This is a genomic window from Paenibacillus sp. sg306046, from assembly GCF_059821225.1.
In genome coordinates this window covers 39,784-64,010 of record NZ_JCAMRT010000016.1, presented here as the reverse complement: position 1 = coordinate 64,010, position 24,227 = coordinate 39,784, and the positions used below count along the sequence as shown (strand labels likewise).

Genomic DNA, 24,227 nt, shown 5'->3' with positions numbered 1-24,227 from the left:
CGCCATCAAGGGCGAATAAGAAGATTATAGCACCGGAAAACGCATAAATCAATCTTGATCAGCCTGTGTATACGTTAGCTGAAGCACCTCGACAGACCCTGGAATAAACGGCAGCCGGGATCGCAGCAGCCGGTGGGATACGCCTTCTGTCTGCAGCTCCGCAAGCAATTCGTCCAGGTGCGGGTAACGCTCCCATTGCAGTGTCCTGACCGGATAAATACGGACTTCGCCATCCTTCCCGCACACCCTCAGCAGCTCGCGAAGAGCAGCGCGATGGAAGTCGGCATCAAATTGCGCTTCATATAGAAACAGGAAATGGCTGACCAGCACGAGGGAAAAAGCTTCCTCCGGAAATGGCAGCTGCGGCAGCATCGCCTGTACGTACGCCCCTCGCTCCCGGTTCGCCTCATAATGCGCGACAAACCGCTCCAAGGCATGCTCCCGGTTCCGCCGATGGCGGTCCAAATTTCCATAATAGCTCCAGTCGAACTGCTCCCTGATAGCGCTTAGCTTCGCCGTGGAGCTTTGAATTTCCTGAGTGCCATGTGCGCGGATCTGCTCAGGCTCCAGCGCGTACAACGGGTCGACGGCTCTCGCCTCGCATCCTTGCCCGCATGCCTCCGCCACAAACGAGGAAGCGCCGGCAGCCACATCCAAAATCGGGCCTCTCCTAAGCGTCTCCGGCTCCAGCGCAAACATTCGCACGTATTCCTCAAAGGACCGGCATGTCATCGCCACACCGAATTGCTCGTAATGCTTCACTTGCTCACTCATCTCATCACACTCTCCTCGGCTCATCTCGTCATGCTTCCACACTTCGCCTCCATCGGCCCTCCGGCCGATATTGAAGCTTAGCAGGATCATATCACGGATGTGGATTCCCTTCAATCCCCTGCTTTTCCTTGCATTTCACAGACAGGTGCGGTATGATTCGCCCATAGGCGCGCTCTGTGTCTGACGAATTTTTTCTACGAGAAAAGAGGTTTTCAAGTCGTGATTAAAAAACATACGATATTCAAAAAAGATAAATGGAACATGCTGACGGTCGAAGTGAACGGCAAGCAATTGATTCTTCGTGAAATTACCGACCAGTGGGGAGAAGAATGCCGAACTTTTCTCAGCCGTCCGGAGATGATGCACTGGGCGGAGGAACGCTTCGCCCCGGCCCGCTTTGACGGCACTGCCGAAGAGCTGGCCGAAATTATGGAAGCGTTCCGCCAGGTTTGATGCTCGCAAGCTTTCAGCTTTTCACATTTGAGGCTTGACTTCGAGATTGTCTTCTGGTTATAATAACCTCAACTACATAAGATGACTCCAAAGGGGAGTAGCTGTCACAGTAAAGTCGTCAATTCGGGTTCTAACCAAGCCCCGGCTTTATTGGCAACGTTCACGTTGTTAGCAAGACCTTTGCCTATGTTCATAGGTAAAGGTCTTTTTTGATGGAAAAAAGAACCTTTGCCTGATCTGGGATAGGTTCATTTTTATGTAATATTCTAATGCTTGGAGGAGTGAGAACTATGGAATGGTTAACCCCAACCTTTTTACTGGCTTTGCTGAACATCGTTCTGATTGACCTCGTACTGGCGGGAGACAATGCCATCGTCATTGCTCTGGCTGCGCGGAACCTGCCCAAGGAGCAACAAAAGGGCGCCATTCTCTGGGGAACAGTCGGAGCGGTAGTTATCCGGATCGCAGCGACAATTGCCGTCGTCTGGCTGCTCAAGCTCCCGGCCCTGCTGCTCATCGGAGGCGTCGTGCTGATCTGGATCGCCTACAAGCTGCTCGTCGATAACAAGGATCATGACATCACCGCCAAGCCCAAGCTGACCGATGCGATCCGTACGATTATTATCGCCGACGCGGCCATGGGCTTCGACAATGTCATCGCGGTAGCGGGCGCTTCGCATGGCAGCTTCACGCTCGTTGTGCTTGGTCTGATTATCAGCGTACCGATCATGGTATGGGGCAGCACCTTGTTCATCAAGCTGGTAGACCGCTTCCCGATTATTATCTGGATCGGCTCGGCTGTCCTGGCTTACACAGCAGCGAAGATGATTACCGAGGATCGCTTTGTAGCGGAGTACTTCCACGCGAATCCGGCTTTGAAGTGGACGCTGGTTGCCGTTATTGTCCTCGTCGTACTGGGACTTGGCTACCTGAAGAAAAAATCGTCCTCCAATGTCAACGTTACCGAGAGCGGCTCTGTGGCAGCTCCTGAAGCGCTGGAAAAGGAAGCGGGCGTTCACTCCAATGACAGCTTCGCAGCAAGCCGCGATGAAGACGAACGGCTCGTGAAAACAAGAGGCTGACAAGCCTCCGGCTAACGTGTCACCCGCTGTATCGGCTGCCTGAGCGGCCACGGATCGGCTCTCCCTTCGTTCTGGGAGGGCCGTTTTTTTGCAAGCCGGCAATCGCTGCGCTGTCTCTGCGGACGCTCTGGCTTCGCCAGCGTGCTGTCTCCTTTAAGCTTTAAAAGAGGAAAATTCGTCCAGACCGCGAACCTATGTTATACAGGTCGAGAGCTGGTTTTGTTGAAAGGGGGAATCCTCATCAAATGAGCAATAGCGCCACCATTATTACGTTTATGATTTTATCCGTGTCGCTTTCTCTTATTTTAATTATGCAAAAAAATTCGCTGCCCGCCCATGTGAAACGTCCGCTTGCCCTGCTTGCGCTGGTGATGATTTCATTTTCCTTCGTGCTTCTCATTTTTTCATTGCTGCATATCGTGTAGAGAGCTGCAGTCCGGCAGTCCGATTAGACTTACGCCAGCGGAAACTCTATACTAGGGACAAGGATCTCCGCTCATATTTACGCCACGCTCCGGTCATACTACATGAATGTTGCCAGACCGACCTTTTTCTACTATGGAGCGTGAGCACATGCGTTGGTACCCGTTATGGCTTAGCGGCATGCTTGGCCTGAGCTTGCTGGCCTCGACCGCAGCTTGGGCGAACCAGGCTGACAAGCCCCCATCGAATCCATCCACTAGGAGGGCTCCCATGAATCAAATTGTAAAACGCAACGAAGTGCCTGCCGAGCATCGCTGGCAGCTGGAGGATTTGTTCCCGAATCAGGAGGCCTGGAATAAGGAATACCAGGATGTACAAACGAAACTGAAGGATGTCGTGAAGTTTCAAGGCAAGCTGAGCGATCCGGCCGCGATCAAAAGCTGCTTCGAGCTGGATGATGACATCTCCTTACATACCGAACGCTTGTATGTGTACGCCAATATGAAGCATCATGAAGATATGGCTGACCCGGTGTACCAGGCATTATCGGATAAGTCGAAAAAGCTGAGCGTAGAAGCGAGCGAAGCGACCTCCTTTATATCGCCCGAAATTTTGAGCTTGTCGGATGATCAGCTGCAGAAGCTGGTCGCCAGCGCCGAGCTGAGCTTTTACAAGCGTTCGCTGGAGGAGCTGATCCGCCAGAAGCAGCATGTGCTTAGCCAGGGCGAGGAAGCGCTGCTTGCTCAGGTCGGCAATTTGTCCCAGGCGCCAGGTACGATTTTCGGCATGCTGAACAATGCGGATCTCAAGTTTCCAACGGTGAAAAATGAACAAGGCGAAGAGGTTGAGCTGACGCACGGGCGTTACATTCAATTTCTGGAAAGCCGCGACCGTCAGGTGCGCAAGGATGCCTTCCAGGCCGTCTACGCGACATACGGGAAGCAAAAAAATACGATTGCTGCGACATTGGCCGCCAACGTGACGAAAAACCAGTTCTACGCCAAGGTGCGCAAGCATCCGTCCGCTCTGGAAATGTCGCTGTACGGGGACAAAATCGACAAGGGCGTCTACACCAGCCTGATCGACGCTGTCCACGAGTCGCTGCCGCTGATGCATCGTTATATGGAGCTGCGCCGCAAGCTGTTGAAGGTCGACGAGCTGCATATGTACGACCTGTTCGCTCCGCTTGTTGAGGAATACAAGATGGACATCACCTACGAGCAGGCCAAAGCCAAGGTCAAGGAAAGCCTCAAGCCGCTCGGTCAGGATTATTTGGACGTGCTCCAGGAAGGCTTCGACAACAGCTGGATTGATATTTATGAAAATGAAGGCAAACGCAACGGCGCCTACAGCTGGGGCGCTTACGGCACGCATCCGTATGTGCTGCTGAACCACAAGGATAATTTGAACAGCATGTTTACGCTGACCCATGAGATGGGCCATGCGCTGCATTCGTATTTGTCCGACACCAACCAGCCTTACCGTTACGCCCAGTACACCATCTTCCTCGCGGAGGTCGCCTCTACGCTGAACGAAGCGCTGCTGATGGATTACATGCTGAAAAACTCGACCGATCCGAAGGAAAAAATGTACCTGCTGACCTATTACATGGATCAGTTCCGGACGACCGTGTTCCGCCAGACGATGTTTGCCGAATTCGAGAAAATGATTCACGAGAAAGCCGAGCAAGGCGAATCGTTAACCCCACAGCTGCTCAGCGAAACCTATTACGCGCTGAACAAGCTGTACTACGGCGATCAGATGGTCGTGGATCAGGATATCGAGATGGAGTGGGCCCGTATCCCCCATTTCTACAACAGCTTCTATGTTTACAAATATGCAACTGGCTTCTCTGCGGCTACCAGCTTCGCCAAGCAAATTTTGGAGGAAGGAGCGCCTGCCGTCGAACGGTATCTCGGATTCCTCAAAAGCGGCGGCAGCGACTACTCCATCAATATCCTGAAGCGCGCCGGTGTCGATATGTCATCGCCAGAGCCAATCAAGCAGGCGATGAGCGTGTTCAAGGAGCTGCTGGAGCAGATGGAAGCACTCGCCAAGTAACCCGCATGAAGGCTGGGTCCGGTTCCCGGACTCGGCCTTTTTCCCTAACGTTTGTTTGGAGATGACATCAAGCAAGCGAGCAAGGAAGCTTCTGCCACTCACCTTGACCATAACGGAGTGATGCCCATGAAAGCTCAGTGGATGCTGATTGTAACGTTGGTTTTTGCCCTCATCACAGCTATATTTGCTGTCATTAACGTAGCGCCCGTGCGCGTTAACTTTATGTTCGTTCAAGCGGACATTCCGCTGATCCTGGTTGTGCTCGGCTCCACCTTGCTGGGCGGACTGATTGCGGCCCTGCTCGGCTTAATCCGCCAATTCAAGCTGAAGCGTACGGTGCGGCAGCTGGAGAAACGAATCGCCGAGCTGGAGCTTTCCGGCAAGCCGGTCGGCGCGGATGACGCCGGCGACCTGCCCTCCGTGCCTGCGGGCTTTACAAGCATTTTGCCGGAAACGGGAGCTGGGTCAAAACTTGATTAAAAACTTGATTAAGTTTGCAGAATCGGCGCCCAAAAGCTTCGACTTCAAAATATTACGGTTGAACTCCCGATTTGTTTTCCTTAAAATAGGAGTATCAACCGATTACAACAAGTTTGTCCAGGAAGGGTGCCACCATCATGTACGATGCGCAGGCGTCGGAATGCGACCGACATTTACATCAATTGGCTTTTGAAGGTGCGGTAACGGGTATGGCCTTTATTACAGCGGCTGGCTTCTTCGTGTCGGTCAATGCGGCCTTCAGCCGTCTGTTTGGATATGAGCCTGACGAGCTTGTGAACAAGCATGTGCAACTGCTGCATGGGACGTCGGCCCCTCCTTCCGACTGGCTGGATTCCCTCAAACGCGGGATTCCCTTCGAACAGCGGCTGTCCACCCGCGCAGGGCTGCCCGTTCGGGTCACCCTGACGTTGTCCCTGCACAAGCTGGAACATTTGCCTGTCCGCCCGCAAATGGGCACTTCGCTTTACCTGATGCAGCTGCAGGACGCGACGGAGTCGAGGCTCGCCGAGCTGGCGGAAGCATCCTTGCATCCGAGCGAGCAGATGTACCGGGCGATTACCGAGCATTGTGCCGACGTCATTTCCAAGCATTCGATGAACGGTCTGTACGAGTATGTCTCCCCTTCCTCCCGAACGCTGCTCGGTTACCGGCAAGAAGAGCTGCTTGGGACAAGCATCTATGATTATTTCCATCCCCATGATCTGGAACTGATGAATCCGGTAGTTGAGCGGCTCAGCTCTCAGGCTGCATTCAAGCTGCCTCCTTACCGAATGCGCCATAAAAACGGCGAATATATATGGCTTGAAACACATGTGCGGATCATTGATGGAGCCGATGCCTGCAAGCGTGAATTTGTATGCGTATCCAGAGACATTACGGAACGCAAGAAAACGGAAAATCAGCTGCGGAAAACAAACGAGCTGCTGCAAAAAATTTCATCCATTGATGCCCTGACCGGGCTGGCCAATCGGCGCAGCTTCGATGAGCAGTACGCCAAGGAATGGCGGCATGGCCTGCGTTTCCGCACCCCTGTATCTATGATTCTGCTGGATATCGACTATTTCAAGAAATTTAATGACGGCTACGGGCATCATGAGGGAGACCTGTGTCTGAAGCAGGTAGCGGAGGCTTTGAAGCGCGCGGCCAAGCGGCCGGGCGATCTGATCGCCCGCTACGGCGGCGAGGAATTTGTCATCGTGCTGCCGATTACGGACGAGGACGGCGCGGCCTATATGGCGGAACAGTTTCGCCAGGAAATCGAGCTGCTGTACATTCCTCATCAAAGCTCCAAGGTGTCGCCTTTTGTGACGGCAAGCTTGGGCTATGCAACGATGATTCCAAGCCCGGAATGGTCGCCGCGCGAGCTGTTCGTACGTGCGGACCAGGCGTTATACCAAGCTAAGCAGGCAGGGCGCAATCGTACGCAAGCCTTTGCCCACACTTAACCGGCTCCAGCTAGTCTGGCACCCGGGATTGCTGAACCGCTCACCCGAACGGGCTGAGCGTTTTTTGGCATGCGTCGAAACAAACGGCGGCCTCGCTGCGTCAGAAGGTTATCTGAAATCAAGGAGGGAACGGATCGTGAAACGTAGCAAAAGAAGGAAAAGACTGATAACGGCCATGCTTTCCCTGGCGCTGCTGACTTCAATCGCCCCGGTCGCTTCCCAAGCGGAAACCGGACAGGAAATCGCGCTGGCGCTGAATGGCCGCCAGCTGCAATTCGAACGGCAGCCGCTGCTCGTTCAGAATACCGTGATGGCGCCGCTGCGTGAGACGGCGGAAGCACTAGGCATCCGGGTGGAATGGGCGGAAGCGACCCGGACAGCCACGGCAAGCAAAGGAGCGACAACGATCCGGCTTACCGTTGATAGCGCTACCGCCTTCAACGGCGAGACAGCGATCAGTCTGCCTCAGCCCCCGATGCTGCAGCAAGGGCATGTGCTGGTCCCTTTGCGTTTTCTCAGCGAAGCCTTTGATTTCGAGGTGGCTTGGGATGCAAGCAGCCGGCAGGCGCATATCGCCGATGCCGAGCATCGTCTGCCTGTCATCGGCTCTGTAGAGCGGCTGGAGCAGCTATTGAAAGAATCCGCCCAAACCGCGGGCAACTCCAGCTATTCGCTCGCTCTCACCGACAAGACCGCCGTGCAGGCGCCCCCGGCAATGCCCATCGCAGGAGCCGTGGCGGAAGCCAGCAAGACCGCTGCCCCGGCTCCCGCTGCAGACGGTCCGACTTATTCGACAACCAACGTGCAGGTGGAAGGCGTCGACGAAGCGGACATCATCAAAACCGACGGTAACTATCTATACCAGATCAACCGCAATCGGGTGCTGGTCACGGCCGCTGTACCGGCAACCGCAATGAGCGTCGTCGGCAGCGTCTATTGGGATGACCCGGCCTTTTACCCGCAGGAGCTGTACGTGGACGACGAGCGCTTGATCGTCATCGGTACGACGACGCATCAGCTCGCATCCGCGCCGGAACAGCCTGGTTCGCCTGATCTGCCTGTTCCGCAGCCGCCAATCGGCATTATGCCCATGAGCGGCCCTGACAGCGAGCCGACATCTGCCGCAGCCTCGGATGCAATAAGCGTACTGCCGACCACCCGCATAAGCCTGCCGCCGGTCCAATCCAAGCGGATCGCTCTGTACCCGCCGCGGCCGATGCGTTCAACCACGAAAGCGCTCGTCATCGAGCTGGCCGATCGCAGCAAGCTGAGTGTAGCCCGCCAACTGGAGCTGGAGGGCAGCTATTTAGCTTCGCGCAAGGTCGGCAACGCGCTGTATATGGTGACCACGAAATCATTCAACGCGTACGGCTTGCTGCGCGACGAGCTGACAGCATCGGAAAAAACTGCAGCCGCCTCGATCCCGGCTTACCGCGACTCAGCCGATAGCGATGTCTTTCAGTCGATCAGCCTGGACAAAATCCGCTACCTTCCACAAGCTGTAGCGCCCAATTATGTCCTGATCGGGGGCGTGAACCTGGCCGAGCCTGAGCAGCGCATGCAGGTGTCCAGCTTCCTGGGCTCCGGCCAGCACGTCTATGCCTCAGCGTCCAATCTGTATATCGCAGCCAACGAGCTTGAGCAGCCGCCAGCGCCTGTCGCACAGCCGGTCGTCAGGCAGGATACCGGCGACCGCGCGCAGGAGCTGGCTCCGCTCTGGGAGCCGCCTGTCGTCGAGCTGAACACGGCCGTATACAAATTTGCACTGTACAACGGCGGCGTTACGTATTCGGGACGCGGCAAAGTGCCCGGACAGCCGTTGAATCAATTTTCGATGGACGAATATGACGGCTACTTCCGAATCGCCACCACGAGCGGCGAAATGTGGCGCAACGATGAATTCACGTCCAAAAACAACGTTTATGTGCTGGATAGCGCCATGACGATTACGGGCAAGCTGGAGGGGCTCGCGCCGACTGAACGCATCTATGCGGTCCGCTATATGGGCAAGCGCGCTTACATGGTAACCTTCCGCAACGTTGATCCGTTGTTTGCGCTTGATCTGAGCAATCCGGCGGCACCGACGGTGCTGGGCCAACTGAAAATACCCGGCTACAGCGATTACCTGCATCCGTATGACGACACGCACCTGATCGGCTTCGGCAAGGAAGCCGTCGAGGTGTCGCTGCAGGCGGGCAAACCAACAACAGACCCGTCCCGAGAATCCATCGCCTATTACCAGGGAATGAAGCTTGCGCTGTTTGACGTATCTGATGTCACCCGGCCCAAGGAGCTGTTCAAAGCGCAGATCGGCGATCGGGGCACGCATTCCGAGCTGCTGAGCAACCCGAAAGCACTGCTGTTTTCCAAGGAGAAAAACCTGATCGCCTTCCCGGTCACCGTCATGGAGGTACCGAAGGCTTCGGCGGGCGACCCGGCGGCATACGGACAGTTCGCTTATCAGGGCGCATATGTGTATGGCCTCGACCTGCAGCAGGGCTTTCAGCTGCGCGGCCGCATTACGCACCTGACTGCTGATGATTTCGCGAAGGCTGGCAATTACGGGTATCCGAGCAATCGGAATATCGAACGCCTGCTTTATATCGAAGATACCTTGTATTCATCATCGCCCGATCTGATCAAGGCCCATCGTCTGACCGATCTGCAGGAGATCGGCTCAGTCACACTTCCGCCATGGACTGCGCCCAAACCTTGAAGCAGAGCCAGTTTTCACTGGCCCTGAACCTCTGACTGATGTACAATAAGAAAAGCATTGCTTTACGGATGGAGGTCGTTCAGACTTATGGTTACTGTGATTATTGTCGTTTCCATTGTTATTTGCCTGCTCGTTTCTGCGCTCGCCATTTACACAACAACCAAATCGTATTCCCGCAAGTTTTACGAGGAGCAGGAAATTGATTCAATACCCAATGAAAGCCAGCACACCAAGGCCAATAGCAGCGCTAATCAGTCCGCCAGCCAGTGAGCTGAGCGCATTCACAGCATCATTGGTCATCCAGGCCAGTCCTCGAATCGGAACCGCCGCTGCATCGCAGTGGCGGTTTTTCTCAATTTCACGGCCGCACACGCTGCAGCGGTACATGACCTGCAGCACCGCGCCCAGCCACGAATCGGCCAGCGAGCCGGCCAAGCCGCCAAGCAAGCCAAGCAGGATCAGCTGTAGGAATCCGAACATGCCGACGGAGCCTGTCCCGCCCGCCGGACTGAGCAGCTGCAGTCCCCACGCCGCCGCTCCGATACATAAACCGCCAGCCGCCGAAGCTGCCAGCCCGAGCGGCGTAATGCCGCCCGAGGTGCCGGGGGTAACCGTCCGCCCGTTCAAAATCGATCGGGGCAGCGTCCGGCTGAGAGCGCCGACCTCCGTAGCCCATGTATCGGCCGTGACGGTAGCCATAACCCCGATATAAGCTGCCCACCAGACGGGATGCGGCCACAGCCAGTCCGCCCCGCACAGCAACAGCCCCAGCCCTCCATTCGCCAGCACTTGTCCGGCATCCCGGCGTCCGCCTTTGGCGTAGCCGCCTTCCGCAGCCGCCTTCTTCCGCCGCTTCCACTTGGACAGTGCCGATGACGTCATGAAAAAGACAATCAGCGTGCCAAACCACGGCGCGCTGCCAAGCGTATACATCACCGTTCCCATTAACACTGCCGCCGCTGCGCCCGAAGCGGATAGCGACCGCTTCCAATACGCGGCTCCTGCAATCAACAGGCTGCCCAGCAGCCCGCCAATCAACCCTTCCGCCAAAGCCTGGTTCACCTGCATCCCCCTCTTTTTCCACAAGTTGATAAGCGGCAGAAAAAAAATGTTGAACGGCCTTCCGCCCCTTATTTACAGACCCGATACGAGTATAATATCATTTGACTAGATGTAAAACGAGGTCCAAGGAGTGAACCGCCCGTGCAACAGGAATACGATGACCAGCTACGCTTGAAACGAGACCTTGAACCGCAGGAAATGCTCCGGGTTATCTTCGAATATGCAGCCAAAATCGCCAATGAACGGCGGCTGGACAATCTGCTGATGCTGATGGCCGATATGGGGCGGGAAATGGTCGTCTCAGACCGCTGCACGGTATGGCTGCTGGACAAGCAAAAGGATGAGCTGTACTCCACGGTCGCCCACGGCGTTCCTCCGCTTCGTCTGCCGAGTACGGCCGGACTCGTTGGACATGTCGTGCAGACCGGCCAACCGATCTTTATTGAGAACGCCTATACGAATCTTCAATTTGGGGAAGTGCTGCAAAGCGGCGCCATCGCAATGGATAAAAAAACAGGCTATCGGACGAAAGCGCTGATGGTGATCCCCTTCCGCAACAATCAGGGCGAAATTATGGGCGCGTATCAGGCTGTCAACAAGCTGACGGAAGCCGAGGTTTTTTCCGTTCGCGATCTGGAGCATCTGACGTTGGCCGCTTCCTATGCAGGAAAATCGCTGGAATCGGCACTGCTGACCGCGGAAATCGAAGAGACACAAAAGGAAATTATTTTCACCATGGGCGAGATCGGCGAAAGCCGCTCCAAGGAAACCGGCAACCATGTCAAACGGGTAGCGGAATATTCGTACGTGCTTGCGCTTGGTCTCGGCTTGAGCCAGGATGAAGCGGAGCTGCTGAAAATCGTCTCGCCGATGCACGATATCGGCAAGGTCGCCATCCCCGACGACGTATTAAAGAAGCCGGGCAAGCTGACAGACGAAGAATTCGCCGTTATGCAGTCGCACACGACCATTGGCTACAACCTGCTGAAAAACTCCAATCGCAGTCTGCTGAAGGCGGCCGCAATCGTTGCCTACCAGCATCACGAGAAGTGGAACGGACGCGGCTATCCTTGCGGACTGAGCGGCGGAGAGATTCATATTTTCAGCCGGATTACCGCCATCGCGGACGTATTCGACGCACTCGGCAGCGAACGGGTGTACAAAAAAGCATGGGAGCTTGACCGCATCCTGAATTTGTTCAAGGAAGAACGCGGCCACCATTTCGATCCCCACCTTGTCGATGTATTTATGCAGCAGCTGCCGGCTATCTTGACCATCCGTGATCAATATGTCGATGCAGGACCGGAGTCCGAGGAGCCTGCGCTTGCGAACTAACCGCCACCATGTATGGTACAACAAAGGCATCCCTCCGCGCTTTCGCTGCAGCAGGAATGCCAGGTTGTTTGCCGTTATTTGGTTAAGCCTTGCAGTTTTTTGATCAAGTCCGTATGTACGGAATTTGCCTTCTTCAATTCGGCTTCATATCGCTTCTTCAGCTCCGTCAGCTGAACCTTCAACATGTCGATCTGCTGCTGCGCCCCGCCTTTGGCCTGAATTTCGGTGATGAGCGGCTGAACCTCATTTAACTGCTTGATGAGCTCAAGCCGCGCTGCCTCCGCCGCCTTGGTCGTATTGCCGCTTAACCCATCCAGCTTGTTCTGAATCGCGGCTTGCTTGGCCTTGGCCGTATTCAGCGCCTTCTCCCACTCTTTTTGCCCTGCGTATATGCCGGGGTTTTCTTTGCGAACCTGCGCAATTTGATCGTCCAGCTGCTTCTTATTCGTCTGATAGCGGGCTTTAATTTCATTGATCGACTGCTCGTGCCGCTGATTTTCCTGTGTGATGCTTTGCGACTGCACAGGCGGAGTCGTCCGCGGCAGCGTGCCGGGGTTGGCTACAAGATCAACCTTGCTGATTTCCACATCATTGATATATTCCCGTGTGGACAGCAGTGTGCCCTTCTTGTCGTAGTAGTGGAACACGCCGTTTTTCAGGTTATTTTCAAACGTGCCGACAATTTTTTCGCCTTTGACAGTCGTATAGACGCCTTCGCCCTCCCGCTTGCCGTCCACAAACTCGCCTTCGAAGCTATCGCCGTTTTTATAAACAGACTTGCCCTTGCCGTTCGGCAGCCCCTGCTCGAACTCGCCGGTATACGTATCGCCTGTTTCCTCATACAGCTTGCCGCTTTTCCGTTCGCCTTCCTCAAAGGTACCGGTAAACAGCACCTTGCCGGCTTCGGAATATTCTTTTCCCGGACCGGTCAGCACGCCGTCCTGCAGGCGTCCTTCAAGCTGGAGCTTGCCGCTCATATAATACGTCCGCGTCTTGCCGTCCCACGGCACGCCGCCGGACATCACGCCATCAAACAGCAGCTTGCTGCCTCCATCGACCAGCTTCCCTTTTCCTTCGGGTCGGCCATTCACCAGTTCACCCTTGTAAATATCCCCATTCGGGTACGTGTACGTTCCCTTCCCGGTTTCGCCGGTTTCAGCGGGCTGTGTTGGCTGCTGTGTCGGTGTCACGGCCGAATTTGATCCCGGAACGGGGACCGTACGTAATTTCCGGATGTAAATGCGGCTGTTTTCGCCGTCCCAAACGACCTCCGCTCCGCTGGCCTCGCCGATAAACCGCAGCGGTACAAAGGTGTTGCCGTCGATCAGACGCGGCGCAAGGTCCAGCTCGCGGGCCTGGTTGTTGACCGATGCTTCCAGGCCATCCAGCACAAGCCGGATTTCGGTGCCGGGCCGGGTGCCGGTTACGGTTCTGGACGCCTCATCCCAGCCGACGGTTAAGCCAAGCCGTTCAAAGATCGGCCGGAACTGCACAAGCGTCGTCCCATTTTCCACAACGGGAGGTACGTCGAAGGAAACCGGATTTCCGTCGAGATAAACCGTCGTTACTTGCTCAGCGGCAGCCGCGTTGCCGGCCGTGAAGGGAGCGCTCATCAAGCAAGCGGACAACACGGCCGCATACCATCTTTTCTTCATCGTGATCACTCCTTGAAATAAGATTCATACCTTGGTCCTGTTTGGTTCGTCAAAACGAACAACCGCCGCTGCAACGCAAAGGAAGACGCCTGCAGCACGGCGCCTTTCCCTCAGCCACTATCCTGTCAATTCAATTCCTGGCTCCGCCGGCCGTCTGGCCGCTGCTGATTGCGTCAATGACATGACCGTGCCTCCCATTCTTGAGCTTGAGCTGCTGACCCGGCTCCGGTTTTGCTTACCGCCCCGAAGCTGTCCGCTACACCAGCCTGGCCGTGAAGCTGCCTAACGACTGATCGTCCCAGAGCAGCTCGTACCGGTCACCCTCGCTTACGGCGCCAACCCCTGACGGAGTGCCGGTATAGATCAGGTCTCCGGCGCCAAGCCCGTAGTGAACGCCGATATAATCGACAATCGTCTGCAAACTGAAAATCATCTCGGACACGCTGCCCCGCTGCACCTCCTGGCCGTTGCGCTGCAAGGAAAGCTCTACCGCCGCCACAGCCTCGCTGCCCGGAAAAGCAAGCGGTTCCGTCGTGACGGCGGCATGCTTGAAGCCTTTGGCTGCCAGCCACGGGTACCCTTTGCTTTTGATGACGGTCTGCTCGTCGCGCAGCGTAAAGTCGATGCCAAGCGACATCGCTCCGACCAGTTCGTCGACTGTCGCTCCGGGCGTATAGTCCCGGTTGACGTGCAGCACCAGCTCAATTTCATAATGCACCTCGCCGCGGCTGCCCGGCAGCTCGACGGGGCCGCCATCAGCCACGGTCAGCGCATGGGTCGGCTTGGTGAAAATCATCGGCTCGTCAGGCACACGGTTGCCCAGCTCGGCGGCATGGCGTCCGTAATTGCGGCCCACACAATAAATATTGCGAATCTGGCTTGTTTCCATCAGGTTACCTTCCTTTTCGTCTGGCGGCTGAAATGAGCAGCACCGGTTCGTCCGGATCATCCGCTAGGGAGCGGCAGTCGCTGACGTTGGCTTGCCTGCAGACGTTTTCGGCTGCTCGGCAGTTTGTCCCGTTCCGGATTTATCCGTCGTTTTGGTCGTCTTATCTTCGCTTTTCTGGCCGCTTGCGCCCGACTTCGTCCCGGAGGCGCCTGAGGACGGAGCCGTCTTGTCTTTCGCGGCAGCCGGGGCGTCCGTTTTCTTTTTGCTGTCCTGCGCCTTGCTATCTTGCGTCTTGCTGTCCTGCTTGCCGCTTCCTTCCGTTGAAGCAGGCTTCTTGCCGTCTGAAGCCCCCTGAGCGGGCTTCGACGCGCCGCTTTTGCCGGTCGGCGACGCGGCGCCCGATGCAGCGCCTGACTCCTGAGCGGCTGACGGTCTGGTCAGCGGAGCGAGCAGCGGATTCACCGGTCCGGGCGAGACTTCGCCCTGTGTATTTATTTTGGCATTAATTGACTGGCTCGTCAATCTTTCGAACAGCTGCTTTGCCTGGTCCTCGACCATCGGGACCGGCTGCGCCCATTTGGTCAAGATCGGCACGAGATGAATCTCGCAGCTCCGCTCGCGGGTACAGGTCGCATTTAAAATCAGACTATCCCACGTTTCCGGCGTATCATTCGTTGTAAATATAAAATTGCCAAGGCTGTACGCGACCCACTTGCCCTTGTACTGCTCGAAGCCCTGCAGCACATGCGGGTGGCTCGCGATGACAAGATCAGCTCCCTGGTCGATAAATTGATGGGCCAGCTCTGTCTGATGCTGCACCGGGCGCGGATTGCGCTCCTCTCCCCAGTGAGCCATCACAACGACCAGGTCCGCCTCCTCGCGGGCGCGCGCAATCGCCTCCGCCGACAGCTTGGCGGAATGCGTCGCAGCCAGGCCCGCTTTTTTGGCGGTAGCCATCCAGCTGACCTCCGGGAGCACCCGCGTAAAGCCGAGAAACGCAATTTTCATCCCCTGATGCTCAACAAGCGCATGCTTGTACGCTTCCTCCGCATTGCGGCCGCCGCCTACCCGCACAATCCCCTGGTCGTCGAGGTAATCAAGCGTATCCAGCAGCCCGGACTCGCCGTAGTCCATCGAATGGTTGTTGGCCAGATTGACGACATCGACGCCGGCCTTCTTCAGCTCGGGCAGCGCAAGCGGCGACGAGCGGTACACATATTCCTTCGTCTGCGCCTCGCCGCGAGTCGTAATCGGCGTCTCCAGATTGGCGATCGTCAGATCAGCCTTTTCGAGATACGGCTTCACGTATTTGAACGGGTAATCGTAGCCGTTTTTCACCAGCAGATCCTCAACTCTGCCGGCAAACATCACGTCGCCGACAAAGGACATCGTCACCTGGTCCGGCGTTTGCTGCGGCGCAGCAGACTGCTGATCCGCAGCGCTGCCTCCGTTGGACGGCTGACCGGACGTCACAGACGGCGCTTGTGCGGAGCCGGTCGGAGGGATCAGCGGCTTGGCGGCCGCAGACCCGGCTTCGGCGGCTGCGGCCCCGTCAGGCTGGCGCGCCTCCAGCCATTGCAGCAAATAAGCGAATGCCCCCACCGTAAGCAGCGCCAAGAGCGTAATTTTTATGGCCAGCGTTTGGCTGTCTCTTTTTTTCTTTTCACTCTTCCGCTTCTCAGTTCGGGTTCTAATAACGATCTACTCCTTTACCAGACTTGCAGCAAATCATGCTCTATTATATCAAAAGCGGCAAGCCCGGTCATGGGCAAATGTACCAATTATCTGTGCAGAGCGTCAGGCTATGCTATAATACTCAGACCGAAACCCAATGACTCGCGAGAAGGTGGCCGTATGGAAAGAATCGCCTTAATTTCTGATATTCATAGCAATTTGACCGCACTGGAAGCTGTGCTTGACCAGATCCAGGCGTCGGGAATCACACGTATCCTCTGTCTGGGCGATCTCGTCGGCAAAGGACCGCAGCCCGCGCAAACCGTTGACCGGGTGCGTGAAACCTGTGAGGCCGTCATTCAGGGCAACTGGGACCATGGCATCGTGCGTCCTCAGCATAAGGGAGCCGCGCAGTGGCAGCAGGATCGGCTGTCCGCCGCGCAGCTCAGCTTTCTGGGCGGGCTGCCCTTTTCTTATGACCTGGTCATGAGCGGCCGCAGGATCAGGCTCGTCCATGCGTCCTCGGACAGTGTCTATCACCGCATCACCCGCAAGGCGGATAAAAAGGAAAAGCTCGGATTTTTCGACAATACGGCGGCTACCGGCCCTTTCCTCGATTCAGACGCGACGCCCGATGTCGTCGGCTATGCGGATCTGCACATTCCGTTTATGCAGACGCTGAAGTCGCGGACGAAAAGCGGGCTGCTGCTGTTTAACACCGGCAGCGCCGGTGCGCCCTACGACGGCTTTCCGCAGGCGAGTTATGTCGTGCTCGAAGGCAATCCCGGCAGCTGGAGCGAAGCTCCGTTCAGCCTGCAATGGGTCCGGGTGCCTTACGACGTTGAGCGGGCTGTCGCCATCGCCGCCGAGGTCGGGCTGCCGGAGCTGGAGCGCTTCCGGTCCGAGCAGTCGACCGGCCGCGAGCAGTAACGGAAGGAAACAGGCGCAAGCAAGCGTCCACTCGGACGGCAGTCGGAGGCAACGATCCATCCGCGCAAGGACAAGCCGTCCGTCAGCTGCAGAAAGAAGGAACCTGAGATGGCTACATGGAAAATCAATCTGATCGTACTTTGGTCGGGACAATTTCTGGTCATGGCGGGCATGACGATGATTGTTCCGTTTTTGCCGTTATATTTGCAGGAAATGGGCATGCACAATGAGCAGGAGGTGGCGCTGTGGGCCGGGATGATTTTCGCCGGCAACTTTGTCACGTCCTTTCTGTTCCAGCCGCTGTGGGGCGGGCTTGCCGACCGCTACGGGCGCAAGGTAATGCTGCTGCGCTCCGGATTCGGCATGGCCATTGTGATGGTGCTGATGGGCTTCGCCGGAACCGCCTGGCATCTGCTGCTGCTGCGGATGCTGAACGGGACCGTATCGGGCTTCGTCCCGGCGGGTGTAGCGCTGATGTCGGCCAATACGCCGCGCGAGCGGATGGGCTTTGCGATGGGCACGCTGCAATCCGGTGCGGTGGCCGGGACAATTCTCGGCCCGTTCATCGGCGGGCTGATGGCCGAATGGGTCGGGTTCCGCCCGATTTTTTTCATCACCGGCGCGCTGCTGTTCGCGGCCTCCCTGCTCGCCGCGTGGCTGGTCAAGGAAACGTTTGACGCCAAGGAAGCTGCCGGCGTAGCGCGTCAATCGCTGCTCGCCAGCTTCAATGAGCTGCGCCAGACACGCCAGCTGCCGTCGCTGTACGCGGTGACGTTTCTGATTCAATTTTCGCTGCTTAGCGTGCAGCCGCTGCTGCCGTTATTTGTTCAGAAGCTGCACGGTCAGGATGCGATGCTGGCCTTTTACGCGGGCATGGTCGGCTCTGTTACGGGCTTGTCCAATATGATCGCTTCCCCCGTGCTCGGCCGGATCGCCGACCGGATCGGTCCTGAGCGCATCCTGATCGGCTGTCTGCTCGGCGCCGCCATCGCTTCCGTGCCGCAAGCGCTCGTCCAAAATGTGTGGCAGCTGTTTGCGGCCCGGTTTTTCCTCGGTATTTTCCTGGGCGGACTGCTGCCAACCGTAAACGCGCTGATCCGCAAGCATACGCCCGCCGGAATGGAAAGCCGCTCCTACAGCTTCAATTCCAGCTCGCTCAGTCTCGGCAACATGCTGGGACCCGTCGTCGGAGGAGCGGTATCGGGCATCATTTCGATCCAGCAAATTTTTCTGCTGTCCGGCGTGCTGCTGCTTGTGAACGCGTTCTGGGCAAACCGCTCCCTTGCTTCCAGCCGCCCCAAGCGTACAAAATCGGCTCCGTAAGGCCGTTACGTTTGGTAAAGCCTGTGTCCTTTGTCCGACAAATAACCCCCCGCAGACGGCAGAAGCAGCGCTCCGGCCGTTTGACGGGGGGTTCGGTTTGAATCGGGGCATGGGCTTTCGCAGCTCCAGAGCCGCTTCAGGGCCAAGCCGGAAAAATAAGCGATCAGACAGAAGCCGCGGCTTCCCGCACCCGCGCAATGGCCAGCCCGTCGTAGGCAGGCAGCATCGCGCTGTCCAGGCGGGGATCAGCCGCGATCCGTTCATTAAACTCGCGCATGCGGCGAACCCCGTTGCCGATCTCTGCCGCATTTGTCGTCTTGCCGCGCATAAACGTATTGTCGCCGACGATCAGCGCCCCCGGGCGCGCCAGCCGAATCGACCAGTCCAAATAATTCGGGTAATTACCCTTGTCGGCGTCAATGAAGAAAAAATCAAACCGTCGACCTTCCTCCTCCAGCTGGCGCAAGCTGTCCAGCGCCTCGCCGATCCGGTATTCGACCCGCCCGCCGAACCCGGCCAGCTCCAGATTGCTTGCAGCCAGCTCTGCATAGGCAGGCTGCAGCTCCAGCGAGACGAGCCGCCCGGCGGGACCGAGCCCGCGGGCCAGACAGACGCCGCTGTAGCCGCCAAGCGCCCCGATTTCCAGCACATCGGCCGCCCGCACCGACTTGACGAGCAAAGTCAGCAGCCGGCCGTAGCCGGGCGCTATGGAAATATCCCGCATGCCCCGCTCGACGATCGAAGCCGTCACCTTGTCAAGCACCTCGTCTCTCGCAAACAAGCTTTCCGCGTAATGCTCCTGTGATTGATGATCTGTCATGACATGCCGCCCCTCTCCGTTTATCCATCTTGTCAGTCCAATTGCAACACGGACATGCGCCTCTTCCTCCAGGCAACCGTCCTGTATCCATCACGCTGTGCGTTGTATAATCACGTTGAATGGCCTATACTTAGCTATTGTACGGCTTTGTGTCAAGCTGTTCAACTCGTCTGATTCGGAGTGAAACCTACTATGTCTTCATCATCAACAACGATTCAATTAATTGCGACCTCGCCGATGGGCCTCGAAGCGGTCGTCGCCAGAGAGGTCAGAGATCTTGGCTATGAGCAGGTGACGGTTGAAAACGGGCGGATCAATTTCACTGGCGACCTGCTGGCGATTTGCCGCTCCAACCTGTGGCTGCGCACGTCGGACCGTGTACTGATTCGGATGGCCCAGTTCGAAGCCCGGTCGTTTGACGAGCTGTTTGAAGGCGTCAAGGCGCTCCCATGGGCCGACTGGATTCCGGAGGACGGCGAATTCCCGGTCGAGGGCCGCTCTCATAAATCTCAGCTTTCCAGCGTTCCGGCCTGTCAGGGCATCGTCAAAAAAGCCGTCGTCGAAAGCATGAAGCAGCGCTACGGCACCGAATGGTTCCGTGAAACGGGCGGCCGCTACGTCATCGAGGTGTCGCTGCTGAACGATATCGCGACGATCACCCTCGACACGACCGGACCCGGTCTGCATAAGCGCGGCTACCGCAAGCTGGCGACCGAAGCTCCGCTGAAGGAAACGATGGCCGCCGCCATGGTGCTGCTCAGCCGCTGGCAGCCTCAGCAGCCGCTCTATGACCCGTTCTGCGGCTCCGGCACCATCCCGATTGAAGCGGCTATGATCGGCTGGAATCTCGCTCCCGGACTGCGCCGCAGCTTCAATGCCGAAAGCTGGCCGATCATCGGCGATGAGCTGTGGGATCAAGCGCGCGAGGAAGCGTACGACTCGGTCAAGGACGATATCCCGCTGCAAATCGGCGGCTCCGACATTGACGGAACCGCTATCGAGGTTGCGCTGGCCGCAGCCAAAGCGGCGGGGCTGGCCAACGATCTTTCATTTAAAGTCAGCCCTGTCAGCAAAGCGCTGCCAAGCGGCGAATACGGCTGCCTGATCACCAATCCGCCTTACGGCGAACGGCTCGGCGATTCCACCGAGGTCGAGCGCGCGCTGCGCCAGTTCGGCCACATGCACAAGCAGCTGCCGACCTGGTCGGCCTATCTGCTCAGTCCAAGCAAGCAGTTGGAGCATTACACCGGCCGCCACGCGGACAAAAAACGCAAGCTGTTTAACGGACGGATCGAATGTAACCTGTTTCAGTTTTTCGCGCCGGGAGGCTTGTACGGCTGGCGCAAGGACGGCGGACAGCCGGGCGGCGGACAGCCACCCCGCGGCAACTAACCGCAGGCCGCCACGCGATGGATAGTAACCCTCCACAAACAAACAGTACCCCGAAGGGCTCCTGCTCGGAGCCCTTCGGGGTACTTGTTTTTGAACCGCACGGTCATGCTGTTATCCCGCCCGATTCACCTCGTGCCCGGCGCTGGCGGCAGCAGCAACCGCTGTACTTCAAGCTGCTGCAATCAACCGTTCCGCTTCATCGTATCGACAAGCACTTGCAGCACTTCATCCGCCTGCTCATACGCGATCTGGCATGTGCCGGCAGCCCGGTGCCCGCCGCCGCCATGCTCCAGCATCAACGCGCCGACATCCGTCTGCGACGTACGGGCAATGATGCTGTGTCCGCAAGCGAACACGCAGTTTTGCTTGTTCCTGCCATCGACGATCCAGATCGAAATATTTTGCTCCGGATACAACGCATATACCATAAACCGGTTGCCCGGGTAAATCGTCTCCACATTACGCAGGTCGGTGATGATGACGTTGCCGTCGACCCGGGTATATTGGGCGAGCATCGCGCGGTATTCCTGATCCAGCTCGAAATAACGCTTCACACGCTCCTGTACGTCAGGCAGCAGCAAAATATCATCAATGCCCATATGCGCGCAATGATCCACCAGCTCCTCCATCAGCTGATAGTTGCTGATCCGGTAGTCGCGGTAGCGACCCAAGCCTGTGCGGGCGTCCATAATGAAGGACAGCAAGTCCCAGCCCCTTGGCCGGAGAATATCATCCGCGCTGAATTGAGCGGCATCAGCCTTGTCTACGCCAGCCATAATGTCATCGAGACCGGCGCCGAACTTGTCGCGACCGCCGTAATAATCATAAACGACGCGCGCTGCGCTTGGCGCAACCCGTACCTCGCCTTCAAATTGTACCTGCTCGCCCGTACGCTCCAATTCGCTGGAGTGGTGGTCAAACCAGAGGCCGCAGCCCGGAACAAACGGCACGTTGGCCAAAATATCATCCTTCGTCACTTCGACAATGCCATCCTGCATATCCTTCGGATGAACAAACTTCATCTCGTCAATCATACCGAGCTTTTTGAACAGCATTGCACATACCAAACCGTCAAAATCAGAACGCGTAATCAGTCGCATGGAGTCCTCCCGTAATAGCTCTCTAGAACTACATAAAGATTCTAGCTCCATTATAAGCCCTGCTACTCCGTCACACAATACCGCCGCAGCCGACTCGCAACAAAAAAAGACCGCCGCTGCAAGCCGCAGTCCGCCGTCTCCTGAAATCCCGCACAACTGCAAGCTCCGGAGCGGCCGACCGGGCGGCTGCTGATGACGATCATTTTCTTCTGCTGCAGCTTGCTAAATCAAGCTGCTGATTGCAAGCTTCCAAACACAGATCATAAGCCTGCTTTGAGCCGCTGCGGCCTGCACACCAGGTAGTCAAACAGCGGCAAAAACCAGTCATGATGCGCTTCACATTGAATCGACAGCTTGACATCGCCCTGCCAATAAAACGTCAGCAGCTGGCGGCTGCGCCCCCGCACCATTTCCACATCCCAGTCCGGGCTTGTCAGCTCATACACCTCTTTATTGACAAACAGCTTGGGACCTTCCTTCGACAAAAACAGACCGATAAAATCCTTACCGATTTTCGTGTAAAAGCCCTGCTTGCTCATGATGCTGCGTCCTTGCTCCAACATTACACGTCCTCTCTGCCGTCTACGCCAACAAACGACTTCCCGTGGTCCCGGCACAAGAGTCGTTTCTCCCTATCGCTCAAGAATCGCTCCGTTCCTTCGGAAGCTGGCTGGCATCGCGCCTGATGTCATGCGCCTAAGCCCCTGTAGCTTTGCGTCCGCAGGCTTTCGCCCGGTTTGCCCTTATCGGGTACGTTCGAATCGTATGGTAACGTATGTGTCTTCCTTGTTGCCGCATTCAGAAAGATCAAGCTTCCTGATTAGTATAAGAATAAGAGATCGGCAACAGCAGTCGCATCCTGCTTTGTAACTAATTTCTCCCCGCATATAAGGACTTTCGAATCATTTCGTGGAGTTGAAAGCCCCTCCAATACAAATACAGGCCGGCAAGCGTAACCGCTGCGATGGTCGTAAACATAGGTCCGCCTCCCCACTGCGCCAGCAAATAGCCGCCGATCACAGGCCCGATAAAGTGGCCCAGATTCGCCATCGACTGCGCGCCGTAATACGTCCCGCGCATGCCGTCCGGCGCAAGCCGGTCAATCAGCACATTGGCCGCCGGATAGTTCAAAATTTCCCCCAGCGAAAACACAAACATCGACAGCATAAACAGCGCCATGTTGTCAGCCAGCGCATATCCGATATCGCCCAGCGCAAACAGGAGGCCGCCCGCCATAATCGCCTTCAGCGGATCTCGTTTCTCCGCCCAGCGGCTCAGCGGCACCTGAAGCAGCACAACCGTCACCGCATTGAGGCTCATCAGCCAGGCAAACAGCAGCGCGCCATCTGCCACGCTTTCCGATACATATTGCGATAAGGTCGCCATCATCTGCGAATAACCGATTGCCGCGATAATGCCGCCGCCGATATAGTAGCGGAATATACGATCATGGCGGATAACCTTCCAGGCTGCGCCCACCGTCAAACCGCTGCGGTTCTCACCATCAATCCGACTGATCCCGCATGCCTGCAGCAGCGCGTACAGCATAATCGTATACAGGAGATACAGACAGGCCGTAATCAGAAACGGCAGCCACGCCTCCAGTGTGCCGAGCAGCGCGCCAAGGAGCGGGCCGATCGCCACGCCGATATTAATCGCCAGATACCGCAACGAAAATACACGCAGCCGCTTCTCCTTGGGCGTTACGTCCGCCATCAGCGCCTGGGATACCGGCTCGTACAACGAACGGCACAGCCCGTTCAGCATATTCAGCAGCATGAACACGATCGGCGCTTTTGCAAGTGCGAAGCCGCCGAACACGAGCACCCAGCCGCACAGCGCAATCATCATGATCAGCTTGCGCCCGAGCCGATCGGACAGCGCGCCGCCGATAAAACCGCCAAAGGTGCCTGCAAGCGAGCCTGAACCGATGATCAGGCCGATCAGCACAGGGCTCAGTGCCGATTCCCGCGCCAGATAAATGGCCAGGAAAGGCATGCTCATCGAAGACGCGGTACGCGCAAGCACCGTCCCGACAAGCAGCACATGGACAATCGGGTGATAATTTTTCCAGAACCGGACTGCCCGGACCCGGCTTTGATCCAACAGGGACGCCAGCATACGACTTAACTCCTTTTATTAACCTGAGGTAAAAAATAGATTGAGAGTTATTATACAGGATGGGCGCGGTTCTGGACAGCTTTTTTGAAAATATCGCTGGAACATTCCTTTCAATTTCCAAAATAGAGCAGTGAGGAAAGCTTCTGATCGAAGCCCTGAAATAAAAAAATCCCCGGAGCGGCTGGCCCCGGAGATACGCGAATCAGTGAGAATAAATCATTGCTTCTTTACATATTTGCTTGCTTTTTCAATTGCCTCGTCTTCGGTTTTGCCGGTCACATACCGGCCGTTGATAAAAATAAACGCGAAGCGCGAGCAGGGGCCGCAATACGACTTGCAGCCCACCTTGATGTCAGCGTCGGGCGCCAGCTTTTGCAGCTTGGACACCGCTGTTTTCATTTTCATATGCTTGCATTTGTCGCAAACCCGTATATCGTTAGCCATCCGGCATTCCTTTCTTAGCGCGGCCTG

21 protein-coding genes and 1 riboswitch are annotated in these 24,227 nt (G+C 56.6%); of the genes, 11 read left to right on the top strand and 10 right to left on the bottom strand.

The window, feature by feature from the left end; translation table 11 throughout:
- Positions 1-48 precede the first annotated feature (48 nt).
- Positions 49-774: a class I SAM-dependent methyltransferase gene (locus AC6ROY_RS16955; protein WP_500101759.1), complete on the bottom strand. Its 726-nt coding sequence runs from the start codon at positions 772-774 to the stop codon at positions 49-51.
- 219 nt (positions 775-993) lie between these two features.
- On the opposite strand from AC6ROY_RS16955, the gene AC6ROY_RS16950 reads away from it, so the two are divergent.
- The 7 genes from AC6ROY_RS16950 to AC6ROY_RS16920 all read left to right on the top strand — a co-directional run bounded on the left by AC6ROY_RS16950 (position 994) and on the right by AC6ROY_RS16920 (position 9,455).
- Positions 994-1,227: a hypothetical protein gene (locus AC6ROY_RS16950; protein ID WP_500101758.1), complete on the top strand. Its 234-nt coding sequence runs from the start codon at positions 994-996 to the stop codon at positions 1,225-1,227.
- A gap of 290 nt (positions 1,228-1,517) precedes the next feature.
- On the top strand, positions 1,518-2,309 hold the full coding sequence (locus AC6ROY_RS16945) for a TerC family protein (RefSeq protein WP_500101757.1): 792 nt from the start codon (positions 1,518-1,520) through the stop codon (positions 2,307-2,309).
- A 245-nt stretch (positions 2,310-2,554) separates the two neighbouring features.
- Positions 2,555-2,734 (top strand): hypothetical protein, encoded by a 180-nt coding sequence (locus AC6ROY_RS16940; protein WP_500101756.1) that lies wholly within the window; start codon positions 2,555-2,557, stop codon positions 2,732-2,734.
- 268 nt (positions 2,735-3,002) lie between these two features.
- Positions 3,003-4,793, top strand: a complete 1,791-nt coding sequence (pepF, locus tag AC6ROY_RS16935) for an oligoendopeptidase F (protein WP_500101755.1) — start codon at positions 3,003-3,005, stop codon at positions 4,791-4,793.
- Between the two features lie 126 nt (positions 4,794-4,919).
- Positions 4,920-5,273 (top strand): LapA family protein, encoded by a 354-nt coding sequence (locus AC6ROY_RS16930; protein WP_500101754.1) that lies wholly within the window; start codon positions 4,920-4,922, stop codon positions 5,271-5,273.
- A gap of 137 nt (positions 5,274-5,410) precedes the next feature.
- A complete protein-coding gene (locus tag AC6ROY_RS16925) occupies positions 5,411-6,739 on the top strand; it encodes a GGDEF domain-containing protein (RefSeq protein ID WP_500101753.1) in 1,329 nt (442 codons plus the stop codon).
- A 136-nt stretch (positions 6,740-6,875) separates the two neighbouring features.
- Positions 6,876-9,455 (top strand): beta-propeller domain-containing protein, encoded by a 2,580-nt coding sequence (locus AC6ROY_RS16920; protein WP_500101752.1) that lies wholly within the window; start codon positions 6,876-6,878, stop codon positions 9,453-9,455.
- A 204-nt stretch (positions 9,456-9,659) separates the two neighbouring features.
- On the opposite strand, the gene AC6ROY_RS16915 is transcribed toward AC6ROY_RS16920, so the two are convergent.
- Positions 9,660-10,517, bottom strand: a complete 858-nt coding sequence (locus tag AC6ROY_RS16915; RefSeq protein WP_500101751.1) for a DUF92 domain-containing protein — start codon at positions 10,515-10,517, stop codon at positions 9,660-9,662.
- 141 nt (positions 10,518-10,658) lie between these two features.
- Here AC6ROY_RS16915 and AC6ROY_RS16910 point away from each other — a divergent pair, with 141 nt between their 5' ends.
- Positions 10,659-11,852, top strand: coding sequence for an HD domain-containing phosphohydrolase (locus AC6ROY_RS16910; RefSeq protein WP_500101750.1), 1,194 nt, complete (start codon positions 10,659-10,661; stop codon positions 11,850-11,852).
- 74 nt (positions 11,853-11,926) lie between these two features.
- Here the strand turns inward: AC6ROY_RS16910 and AC6ROY_RS16905 are convergent, their stop codons facing one another.
- From AC6ROY_RS16905 to AC6ROY_RS16895, 3 genes are all read right to left on the bottom strand, one after another.
- Positions 11,927-13,507, bottom strand: coding sequence for a stalk domain-containing protein (locus AC6ROY_RS16905; protein WP_500101749.1), 1,581 nt, complete (start codon positions 13,505-13,507; stop codon positions 11,927-11,929).
- Between the two features lie 256 nt (positions 13,508-13,763).
- Positions 13,764-14,396, bottom strand: coding sequence for a fumarylacetoacetate hydrolase family protein (locus AC6ROY_RS16900; protein ID WP_500101748.1), 633 nt, complete (start codon positions 14,394-14,396; stop codon positions 13,764-13,766).
- Between the two features lie 63 nt (positions 14,397-14,459).
- The gene (locus AC6ROY_RS16895; RefSeq protein WP_500101747.1) at positions 14,460-15,998 is read right to left on the bottom strand and encodes a CapA family protein; all 1,539 of its coding nucleotides are present in this window, start codon (positions 15,996-15,998) and stop codon (positions 14,460-14,462) included.
- Between the two features lie 252 nt (positions 15,999-16,250).
- Between AC6ROY_RS16895 and AC6ROY_RS16890 the strand changes: the two genes are divergently transcribed.
- Positions 16,251-17,000: a metallophosphoesterase family protein gene (locus AC6ROY_RS16890; RefSeq protein WP_500101746.1), complete on the top strand. Its 750-nt coding sequence runs from the start codon at positions 16,251-16,253 to the stop codon at positions 16,998-17,000.
- A gap of 108 nt (positions 17,001-17,108) precedes the next feature.
- The gene (locus tag AC6ROY_RS16885; protein ID WP_500101745.1) at positions 17,109-18,323 is read left to right on the top strand and encodes an MFS transporter; all 1,215 of its coding nucleotides are present in this window, start codon (positions 17,109-17,111) and stop codon (positions 18,321-18,323) included.
- A gap of 163 nt (positions 18,324-18,486) precedes the next feature.
- Here the strand turns inward: AC6ROY_RS16885 and AC6ROY_RS16880 are convergent, their stop codons facing one another.
- Entirely contained in the window at positions 18,487-19,143 is a 657-nt protein-coding gene (locus AC6ROY_RS16880; protein ID WP_500101744.1) for an O-methyltransferase, read from the bottom strand.
- Between the two features lie 192 nt (positions 19,144-19,335).
- On the opposite strand from AC6ROY_RS16880, the gene AC6ROY_RS16875 reads away from it, so the two are divergent.
- Positions 19,336-20,535: a THUMP domain-containing class I SAM-dependent RNA methyltransferase gene (locus tag AC6ROY_RS16875; protein ID WP_500101743.1), complete on the top strand. Its 1,200-nt coding sequence runs from the start codon at positions 19,336-19,338 to the stop codon at positions 20,533-20,535.
- 182 nt (positions 20,536-20,717) lie between these two features.
- On the opposite strand, the gene AC6ROY_RS16870 is transcribed toward AC6ROY_RS16875, so the two are convergent.
- The 4 genes from AC6ROY_RS16870 to AC6ROY_RS16855 all read right to left on the bottom strand — a co-directional run bounded on the left by AC6ROY_RS16870 (position 20,718) and on the right by AC6ROY_RS16855 (position 24,200).
- Positions 20,718-21,635, bottom strand: a complete 918-nt coding sequence (locus AC6ROY_RS16870; RefSeq protein WP_500101742.1) for an exopolyphosphatase — start codon at positions 21,633-21,635, stop codon at positions 20,718-20,720.
- Between the two features lie 260 nt (positions 21,636-21,895).
- Entirely contained in the window at positions 21,896-22,198 is a 303-nt protein-coding gene (locus AC6ROY_RS16865; RefSeq protein ID WP_500101741.1) for a hypothetical protein, read from the bottom strand.
- Between the two features lie 95 nt (positions 22,199-22,293).
- Positions 22,294-22,387: riboswitch (cyclic di-GMP riboswitch) on the bottom strand.
- Positions 22,388-22,505: 118 nt separating this feature from the next.
- Entirely contained in the window at positions 22,506-23,756 is a 1,251-nt protein-coding gene (locus AC6ROY_RS16860; protein ID WP_500101740.1) for an MDR family MFS transporter, read from the bottom strand.
- A 216-nt stretch (positions 23,757-23,972) separates the two neighbouring features.
- Positions 23,973-24,200: a YuzB family protein gene (locus AC6ROY_RS16855; RefSeq protein ID WP_500101739.1), complete on the bottom strand. Its 228-nt coding sequence runs from the start codon at positions 24,198-24,200 to the stop codon at positions 23,973-23,975.
- Positions 24,201-24,227: the final 27 nt, after the last annotated feature.

Excerpts from the sequence above, each read along its gene's own strand:
- AC6ROY_RS16955 (WP_500101759.1), bottom strand. The coding sequence starts at position 774 with ATGAGTGAGCAAGTGAAGCATTACGAGCAATTCGGTGTGGCGATGACA.
- AC6ROY_RS16945 (WP_500101757.1), top strand. The coding sequence starts at position 1,518 with ATGGAATGGTTAACCCCAACCTTTTTACTGGCTTTGCTGAACATCGTT.
- AC6ROY_RS16940 (WP_500101756.1), top strand. The coding sequence starts at position 2,555 with ATGAGCAATAGCGCCACCATTATTACGTTTATGATTTTATCCGTGTCG.
- pepF (WP_500101755.1), top strand. The coding sequence starts at position 3,003 with ATGAATCAAATTGTAAAACGCAACGAAGTGCCTGCCGAGCATCGCTGG.
- AC6ROY_RS16930 (WP_500101754.1), top strand. The coding sequence starts at position 4,920 with ATGAAAGCTCAGTGGATGCTGATTGTAACGTTGGTTTTTGCCCTCATC.
- AC6ROY_RS16925 (WP_500101753.1), top strand. The coding sequence starts at position 5,411 with ATGTACGATGCGCAGGCGTCGGAATGCGACCGACATTTACATCAATTG.
- AC6ROY_RS16905 (WP_500101749.1), bottom strand. The coding sequence starts at position 13,507 with ATGAAGAAAAGATGGTATGCGGCCGTGTTGTCCGCTTGCTTGATGAGC.
- AC6ROY_RS16900 (WP_500101748.1), bottom strand. The coding sequence starts at position 14,396 with ATGGAAACAAGCCAGATTCGCAATATTTATTGTGTGGGCCGCAATTAC.
- AC6ROY_RS16890 (WP_500101746.1), top strand. The coding sequence starts at position 16,251 with ATGGAAAGAATCGCCTTAATTTCTGATATTCATAGCAATTTGACCGCA.
- AC6ROY_RS16885 (WP_500101745.1), top strand. The coding sequence starts at position 17,109 with ATGGCTACATGGAAAATCAATCTGATCGTACTTTGGTCGGGACAATTT.
- AC6ROY_RS16880 (WP_500101744.1), bottom strand. The coding sequence starts at position 19,143 with ATGACAGATCATCAATCACAGGAGCATTACGCGGAAAGCTTGTTTGCG.
- AC6ROY_RS16875 (WP_500101743.1), top strand. The coding sequence starts at position 19,336 with ATGTCTTCATCATCAACAACGATTCAATTAATTGCGACCTCGCCGATG.
- AC6ROY_RS16870 (WP_500101742.1), bottom strand. The coding sequence starts at position 21,635 with ATGCGACTGATTACGCGTTCTGATTTTGACGGTTTGGTATGTGCAATG.
- AC6ROY_RS16865 (WP_500101741.1), bottom strand. The coding sequence starts at position 22,198 with ATGTTGGAGCAAGGACGCAGCATCATGAGCAAGCAGGGCTTTTACACG.
- AC6ROY_RS16860 (WP_500101740.1), bottom strand. The coding sequence starts at position 23,756 with ATGCTGGCGTCCCTGTTGGATCAAAGCCGGGTCCGGGCAGTCCGGTTC.
- AC6ROY_RS16855 (WP_500101739.1), bottom strand. The coding sequence starts at position 24,200 with ATGGCTAACGATATACGGGTTTGCGACAAATGCAAGCATATGAAAATG.